The following is a 7,946-nucleotide window of genomic DNA, read 5'->3' as shown; positions in this document are numbered from 1 at the left end:
AGATGCAGGTCATCGAAGCGAGAAATCAATATCTGCATCATTTCCCGATCGATTTGCTTATTTCCCATGAGGATATGCACCATTTCCCAAGTGAAATGCCTATTTCCTGAGCGGATATGCGCTACTTCTTTTGTTTTATGCATATTTCCCGTGATATATGAGTATTTCCCGCGATGATTTGCGCCTAAGCAGTTGCCTTCACATTTCTACTCTTCTGTTTCTACTCGGTTTTTGAATGCTTGCTGTGTGACGAGTAGTTCTTCGTCTTCTATTACTTCTTTTGAATGTTTTTCGGTTAGACTATTTTGCGGAAACTGTCCTGGGTGACCTTTCTTTTTATGTTGGAATGAGTGTCCTCGACCCATAATGCGTTCATCCTTTCTTTTGTGATATGAATATTTTTTGCCAATTTAGATAACATTATTCCCTTTAATAAATGGAAAGGGATTTTTTTAGTCTTCACAAAAAGTCACTGAGTAAGTAAAATTGATATATAACAGTTTTGAGTTTTTGAATTTCTATATAACAGAATGTAAAAAATGATTGACAGCTTTTTTGGATTAGTATATTATTTTATTTAAATAGTATAACATTATTCTACAATAATATGACATATTTATTTTTATAGGAGGAAAGTTATGGCAGGATATGTACAGCAACTTTGGGGAAAGTTGTGGAATATGCATGATGATACGAAAAAAACGCTTATGTTTTTCTCGTCAACACATGATTCTGCGGGTTCTTCGTCAAAGCCTCGTCAGTTAAATAAAGAAACAAGTCCAAAGAAGAAACCCAATCGTACATTAAGACAAAATGTCGGATTAGTTCTTGGACCTTTATTATTTTTTATCTTTTTATTTGGTGTTTCTCCAGAAGGAATGCCAAAGGAAGCGCTTTCAGTTTTAGCGAGTACTCTTTGGATAGCTACTTGGTGGATTACGGAAGCCATTCCGATTCCAGTAACATCCTTGTTACCAATTGTTTTATTCCCGTTAACAGGTGCGGTGTCTGAAGGGGTTACAAGCGCTTATGCTGATGATACAATTTTTTTATTTTTAGGTGGATTTATCATTGCGATCGCGATGGAAAAATGGAATTTACACAGAAGAATTGCTTTAAATATTATTTTATTAGTCGGAACAAGTACACAGAAAATTGTACTTGGATTTATGGTAGCAACAGGATTTTTATCCATGTGGATCTCCAATACGGCAACGGCGATGATGATGATGCCGATTGCTTTAGCCGTTATTACTCATGTAAGCGATTCAATAAAAGGGGAAAATGCGATTGAATCAAACTTCGGGAAATCGATTATGCTTGGAGTTGCCTATTCTGCTTCCATTGGTGGTTTAGGAACGTTAATCGGAACTCCTCCGAATACAATTTTTGCTGGAGTGGTAAAAGAACTATACAATGTTGACCTTTCGTTTGCCACTTGGATGTTATTCGGTGTGCCATTAGCCGTTATTTTACTTTTTGCTGTATGGTTTTATTTAGTTAAAATTGCTTTTCCAATGAATATAAAGAAACTTCCAGGTGGAAAAACAGTTATACTAGATGAAAAGAAAAAGATTGGAACAATGTCATTCGAAGAAAAACTTGTGCTCGTAGTGTTTACGTTGACAGCGCTAGCATGGATTTCACGGACATTTATTCCTTTTGATTTTATGGACCGTATTAATGATACGATGATTGCTATTACGGCTGCTGTTATTTTATTCGTTCTTCCTTCTAGACAAGCGAAAGAAGGAACATTATTAAATTGGAACGATGCGAAAAATGTTCCTTGGGGAATTCTCTTACTCTTTGGTGGAGGTCTTGCCATTGCAAAAGGGTTTAAAGAGTCTGGTTTAGCTTTATGGATTGGGGAACAATTAACGGTATTACAAAGCATTCACTTTGTTTTCCTTCTATTAATTGTAACAGCACTAGTATTATTCTTGACGGAAATCACATCCAATACAGCAACAGCGACGATGATGTTTCCGATTATGGCCTCTCTTGCAGCGGCACTGAATGTTCATCCATATGCCTTGATGGTAGCGGCAGGGATTGCGGCTTCATGTGCCTTCATGCTCCCAGTGGCTACTCCTCCGAATGCCATTGTGTTTGGATCGGGTTATATTAAAATCACTGATATGATTAAAGCGGGGTTCTGGATCAATATTGCATGTATATTCTTTATCTCGGCCATGATTTATTTCTTAATGCCTGTCGTTTGGGGAATTGATCTTAATGTATTCCCAGATTCATTAAAATAATAAGGATGCTTAGCATCTAGGTTTTTTAGCCTAGGTGCTTTTTTTATTAGCCTGAGAAACTATAAAATTTCGAACTGTGGATCCCCCTTGAAAAATGTTGTCCAGTCTAGTTTCAGCGCCTATCGTCTAGTGAATTTCTCCGTTTTTTCCCTACGATAAGTCAACATCAGCTCGAGGAGTACCTTGCTGTGTTTCCTTTATCTCAGTCAAAGACAACGAAATCCGTACGCCGATGGGCAGGCGCTTCTGCTTTTGTTCTTAGTGGGAATAGGATTAAAGAAAAATAGATTTTAATTTTTCTCATTTTAAATGACACTGAATGAAGTGTTGTTTATTTTTAGTTCAAAAGAACTAAGTAAAGAAAGTGGTGAATTAGGAATAATTTCATAACTAATACGATGTACATCTAAATTTTCCTTTATTTATTCCGATAAGAATAATAGAAGACTAAAAAAATTAGGGTGAGAATTATGGATAAAACATCATTAATAGGAATTATTTTGGGGATAATCGCGGTTGGTGTGGGAATGATTTTGAAAGGGGTAAGTGTTTCAGCGCTGGTAAACCCGGCGGCTTTTCTCATTATTATTCTTGGAACTGTTGCAGCCGTAACGATCGCTTTTCCTATGAATGAATTGAAAAAAGTTCCGAAATTATTCGGCATTATATTGAAAGAGAAAAAAATGGTCCCACCTCAAGAGATTATTAAGCTTTTCACAGAATGGGCGGAAATCGCTCGTAAAGAAGGATTATTAGCATTGGAATCGAAGAGAAGTGACATTGAGGACCCATTTCTAAAAAATGGGTTAAGCTTAGCGATTGATGGTCAAAGCGCCGATTATATTCGCGATGTATTAAATGAAGAAGTGGAGGCGATGGAAGACCGTCACGCTTCTGGAGCTTTAATTTTTTCACAAGCTGGTACATATGCTCCGACTTTGGGGGTTTTAGGGGCTGTCATTGGACTAATTGCGGCCCTTGGAAATATGGCCGACACAGAAACATTAGGCCATGCGATTTCCGCAGCTTTTGTTGCAACCTTATTAGGGATTTTTACAGGGTATGTTCTTTGGCATCCATTTGCTAATAAATTAAAACGAAAATCAAAGCAAGAAGTACAAATAAAAGAAATGATGATTGAGGGCATATTATCGATTTTAGAAGGGGAAGCCCCACGTGTACTGGAACAAAAACTGTCTTCCTATTTACCATCAGATGAAAAGAAAAAATTATTAGCAAGTAGTAATGGTGGTGAGGCAAATGGCGAAGCGTAGGAAGAAAAAGCGTGATAACGGACATATGGGGGAGGATTGGCTTCTTCCATATGCTGACTTACTGACATTACTTCTTGCCTTATTTATCGTGTTATTTGCGATGAGTTCAGTAGATGCGCAGAAGTTCCAGGCTCTTTCTGCGGTATTTAACCAAACTTTTCAAGGAGGAACGGGTGTATTAGATGAACCGCTCCTTCATAATTTGCCCAGAACTAAAAAACGGAAAGATCAAGAAAGTCAAGATCAAAAAGAATTAAAGGAAGTTCAAACGAAGATTTCCTCCTACATACAAGAAAAAAACTTAGAGTCCAAAATTGGCACGTCATTAACCAGTGAAGGACTACTATTAACGATACGAGATAATGTCTTATTTGATTCTGGGGAGGCAGAGGTTCGTATACAAGATATTGAAATCGCTAAGGAAATTTCGTCATTACTTGAGATGGACCCACCCCGAAGTATTATCATTAGTGGGCATACGGATAATCAGCCGATTAATACGTCACAATTTAATTCCAATTGGGAATTAAGTGCGATGAGAGCTGTAAATTTTATGAAGATTGTATTGCAAAATGAAAAATTAGATCCAAGACTGTTTAGTGCGAAAGGATATGGAGAATATCAACCCGTTTCCCAAAATGACACGTCAGAAGGAAGGGCCCAAAACCGAAGAGTAGAAGTCCTCATCATGGAAAATCATACACAATATGAGAGTGAAAAAGCGAAATAATAAAAAAGATGACTCCGGTCGAATACCGAAGTCATCTTTTTTTAGACTGTCCAAAACTAAGAGCGCAGTTGGGTCAAGGCGCTTTCGCTTTTGATCGTCTAGCTCCAGCGCCTATCGTCTAGCAAATTTCTCCGTCTTTTCCCTACGATAAGTCAACATCAGCTCGTGGAGTACCTCGCTGTGTTTCCTTTATCTCAGTCGAAACTTACGAAATCCGTACGCCGATGGACAGGCGCATCCGCTTTTGTCCAGTCTAGCTCCAGCGCCTATCGTCTAGCGGATTTCTCCGTTTTCTCCTTACGATAAGTCAACATCAGCTCGAGAAGAACCTCGCTGTGTTTCCTTTATCTCAGTCGCAACTTACGAAATCCGTACGCCGATGAGCAGGCGCATCCGCTTTTGTACTTAACCTTTTGCTTCTATATTCCGGCGAATCTGAATGGTTTTTTGATTTTTCCCATGAAGGAAAAAGTATAAAAGAATCGTTAATAAAACATAGATGGATAAAGAGAGATAAAGATAACGGTATCCGATAAATCCTGTAATGAATCCAAGAATCGATGAGCCTACCCCTAATCCCAAATCAAAAAGGGTAAAGAAAGTAGCGGTGGCAACTCCGCGGCGATGTGGTTTCGCTGCTTTGATCGCAATCGTTTGAAAACACGGAACTAGTGTCCCGATTCCAAGCCCGATAAATCCACCTGAAATTAGTAGGACAGTACTTGTTGTTGCCTGACTTAATAAAAATAAACCAATGGCTAAAGAAAGGATGGATGGGTAAATAATAATATTATCCCCATGTAAATCAAACCACTTTCCAGTAAATGGACGAGATAAAATAACAACTATAGCAAATACAACAAAGAAGAAGGTGGCAGCCTTAACTAAATGGATTTCCTGTGCATAAACCGATAAGAAAGATAAAATTCCTGAATAAGCAAATGAAATCGCTCCTGCCGTAAGCGCAATAGGAATAGCTTTCTTTTCGAATAGGTTTGAAAAGTGAAGGCCAGTATTAGCAAGTTCAACAGATGGCTTGCTTGGAATCTTCACTAATAATCCACAAAGGAAACTAAGAACAGAAAACAGAACGCAAATGGAAAATACTACCGTGAAGTTCGCATGTTGAACGGTTGTTAAACCTAAGAAAGGTCCAATGACCATGGCTAAATTCATGAAGGTAGCAAAATACCCCATTCCCTCTCCACGTCTTGCATCTGGAACAATGTCAGCGACAATGGCTCCAGTTGCAGTTGTAACCATTCCAAAACCAACCCCATGGACGAAACGAAGAAGTAATAGTAACCATAAGTTGGTCGTCCAAAAATAAAATAAAGAGCTCACGAGAAATAGGATTAAAGAAATGAGCAAAATCTTTTTTTGACCAACTGTATCCACCCATTTTCCTGTAAACGGTCGGATCAGAATTGCAGAAATTAAGAAGATAGAAACGACCAATCCTATTTCTGTTTGAGAGCCTTGTAAATCTTCTAATATATACATAGGTAATGTAATGAGTAAAATATAGAATGTAAGAAAAATAAAAAAACTAGTGAATGAAATACTTAAAAAGTCTTTCGTCCACAGTTTTACTTTTTGATGATTCAAGTAAAAATCCTCCTCTTTATTATATGATTATAAATAAACTTAATAGAACCTATCCCTTCTTCATGTTAGTCCTTAGTCAAATGCATCAATGATTGCAAAATGAGCTTCTGTTCTTCTATTGTTAGTTTTTTGGCAAGCTGTTGTTCCATTTCTTGAACGGCTTTTTTCCATTGGGGATATTTTTCTAATGCTGCTGGGGTTAATTGAATCCATTTTTCTCTTTTGTCCTGTCCGGGGACACGATGAATCCAACCTAGTTGCTCCATTCTTTTCAACGTTCTAGTCATGGTAGGTGCTTCTACATTTAAATACTGACATAACTCAGATTGAGTGCAGGAGCCATTTTGATGGATACTATAAATAACTGTCCATTGGGCACTGTAAATCCCGTGAGGAGCAAGGTTTTCATTTATAATTTTAGTTAAATACCGTGAAGTTTGCTGAATTTGGTGAAAAAAAGTGTGAAGATGTTCCATGAAAATCCTCCGAGGTTCCAATTAGTTACCTAGCTAATTATATATGAGTTTTTACCATTTGTCTAATGGAAACGTTGAAAAAGTTTTTTTCAAAAAGGTCATTCGCTGGTTTCAAAAATAAATTATGGTAATATAGGTGTATTGTAAAAAAACTTTTAACATATTGATACAAGGGTTGAAATCAAGGAATCAGCATTTTTTTGAACAAGGATCCCACAACCTTTTTGGAATCGGTCATTAAAGAAGCTGTTTCTTTAAATGAAGGAGTGAACAAGATGATTGTCTTAAAATCACCAAGGGAAATTGAACAAATGCATGAGGCTGGAAAGTTACTGGCTGCGACACATAAAGAGATCGCAAAAATGATCAAACCAGGAGTGACAACTTGGGATATTGAAGTATTCGTGGATGAATTTCTAAAGAAACATGGGGCAACACCAGAACAAAAGGGTTATCGTGGATATAAATATGCTACATGTGCGAGTATAAATGATGAAATTTGCCATGGATTTCCACGAAAAGAGGCATTAAAACAAGGAGACATCGTAACGATTGATATGGTTGTCAATCTTAATGGTGCTTTAGCAGATTCTGCCTGGTCGTATGGAGTTGGGGAAGTTAGTGAAGAAACGCAAAAATTATTAGATGTGACAAAGGCATCTTTGTACAAAGGAATTGAACAAGTAAAGGTCGGTAACCGAATTGGAGATATTGGTCATGCAATTCAGACCTATGCGGAAGCACAAGGGTTTTCAGTTGTGAGAGATTTTATCGGGCATGGAATTGGTCCTTCTATTCATGAAAAGCCAGAAGTTCCTCACTTTGGATTACCTGGTAAAGGGGCGAGAATTAAGGAAGGAATGGTGTTTACCATTGAACCAATGATCAATGTAGGTCATTGGGCTTCGAAAATGGATTCCAATGCATGGACAGCTCGCACAATGGATGGTTCATTATCAGCGCAATATGAACATACGATTGCAGTTACGAAAGATGGAATCAAGATTTTAACAGAACAAGAATAAGAGAGTCTTCAAATGTTATGAATGGCTGTTAGGAAAGGAAAAGGTTGTCTCAAGATCGTTGCTTTTGAGACAACCTTTTTCTTACTTTGGTGCTATAAAATCTAGAACTTAACCGCTTCAATGTGTTTCCTTTATCTCAGTCGAAACTTACGAAATCCGTACGCCGATGGACAGGCGCTTCCGCTTTTGATCGTCCAGCTCCAGCGCCTATCGACTAGCGAATTTCTCCATTTTCTCCCTACGATAAGTCAACATCAGCTCGCAAGATCAACTCGCTGTGTTTCCTTTATCTCAGTCGAAACTTACGAAATCCGTACGCCGATGGACAGGCGCTTCCGCTTTTGATCGTCCAGCTCCAGCGCCTATCGACTAGCGAATTTCTCCATTTTCTCCCTACGATAAGTCAACATCAGCTCGCAAGATCAACTCGCTGTGTTTCCTTTATCTCAGTCGAAACTTACGAAATCCGTACGCCGATGGACAGGCGCTTCCGCTTTTGATCGTCCAGCTCCAGCGCCTATCGACTAGCGAATTTCTCCATTTTCTCCCTACGATAAGTCAACATCAGC

At 38.2% G+C, this 7,946-nt stretch carries 7 protein-coding genes; 4 read left to right on the top strand and 3 right to left on the bottom strand.

Going from position 1 to position 7,946, the window contains the following annotated elements:
• Positions 1 to 206: 206 nt before the first annotated feature.
• Positions 207 to 365, bottom strand: a complete 159-nt coding sequence (locus tag J2S13_RS16065) for a hypothetical protein (protein WP_307258863.1) — start codon at positions 363 to 365, stop codon at positions 207 to 209.
• Between the two features lie 273 nt (positions 366 to 638).
• Here J2S13_RS16065 and J2S13_RS16060 point away from each other — a divergent pair, with 273 nt between their 5' ends.
• The 3 genes from J2S13_RS16060 (at position 639) to motB (ending at position 4,268) form a co-directional block, all read left to right on the top strand.
• A complete protein-coding gene (locus J2S13_RS16060) occupies positions 639 to 2,264 on the top strand; it encodes an SLC13 family permease (protein WP_307258862.1) in 1,626 nt (541 codons plus the stop codon).
• Between the two features lie 470 nt (positions 2,265 to 2,734).
• Entirely contained in the window at positions 2,735 to 3,538 is an 804-nt protein-coding gene (gene motA / locus J2S13_RS16055; RefSeq protein ID WP_307258861.1) for a flagellar motor stator protein MotA, read from the top strand.
• Positions 3,525 to 4,268, top strand: a complete 744-nt coding sequence (motB, locus tag J2S13_RS16050; RefSeq protein ID WP_307258860.1) for a flagellar motor protein MotB — start codon at positions 3,525 to 3,527, stop codon at positions 4,266 to 4,268. The genes motA and motB overlap by 14 nt, the downstream gene beginning before the upstream one ends.
• 405 nt (positions 4,269 to 4,673) lie before the next feature.
• On the opposite strand, the gene J2S13_RS16045 is transcribed toward motB, so the two are convergent.
• Complete coding sequence (locus J2S13_RS16045; RefSeq protein WP_307258859.1) at positions 4,674 to 5,876, bottom strand: MFS transporter; 1,203 nt, start codon at positions 5,874 to 5,876, stop codon at positions 4,674 to 4,676.
• A gap of 65 nt (positions 5,877 to 5,941) precedes the next feature.
• Positions 5,942 to 6,352 carry a MarR family winged helix-turn-helix transcriptional regulator gene (locus tag J2S13_RS16040; RefSeq protein ID WP_307258858.1) on the bottom strand — a complete coding sequence of 137 codons (411 nt, stop codon included), beginning with the start codon at positions 6,350 to 6,352 and terminating at the stop codon, positions 5,942 to 5,944.
• 275 nt (positions 6,353 to 6,627) lie between these two features.
• On the opposite strand from J2S13_RS16040, the gene map reads away from it, so the two are divergent.
• Entirely contained in the window at positions 6,628 to 7,377 is a 750-nt protein-coding gene (map, locus tag J2S13_RS16035; protein WP_307258864.1) for a type I methionyl aminopeptidase, read from the top strand.
• The last annotated feature ends 569 nt before the right edge of the window (positions 7,378 to 7,946 follow it).

The sequence above is a fragment of the Oikeobacillus pervagus genome (assembly GCF_030813365.1).
Classification (GTDB): domain Bacteria; phylum Bacillota; class Bacilli; order Bacillales; family DSM-23947; genus Oikeobacillus; species Oikeobacillus pervagus.
The sequence above is the reverse complement of the archived record's forward strand: the minus strand, read 5'-3'. Positions and strand labels throughout refer to the sequence as shown.

Bases quoted from the DNA above. Each gene is read 5' to 3' on its own strand.
- J2S13_RS16065 (WP_307258863.1), bottom strand. From the start codon at position 365: ATGGGTCGAGGACACTCATTCCAACATAAAAAGAAAGGTCACCCAGGA.
- J2S13_RS16060 (WP_307258862.1), top strand. From the start codon at position 639: ATGGCAGGATATGTACAGCAACTTTGGGGAAAGTTGTGGAATATGCAT.
- motA (WP_307258861.1), top strand. From the start codon at position 2,735: ATGGATAAAACATCATTAATAGGAATTATTTTGGGGATAATCGCGGTT.
- motB (WP_307258860.1), top strand. From the start codon at position 3,525: ATGGCGAAGCGTAGGAAGAAAAAGCGTGATAACGGACATATGGGGGAG.
- J2S13_RS16040 (WP_307258858.1), bottom strand. From the start codon at position 6,352: ATGGAACATCTTCACACTTTTTTTCACCAAATTCAGCAAACTTCACGG.
- map (WP_307258864.1), top strand. From the start codon at position 6,628: ATGATTGTCTTAAAATCACCAAGGGAAATTGAACAAATGCATGAGGCT.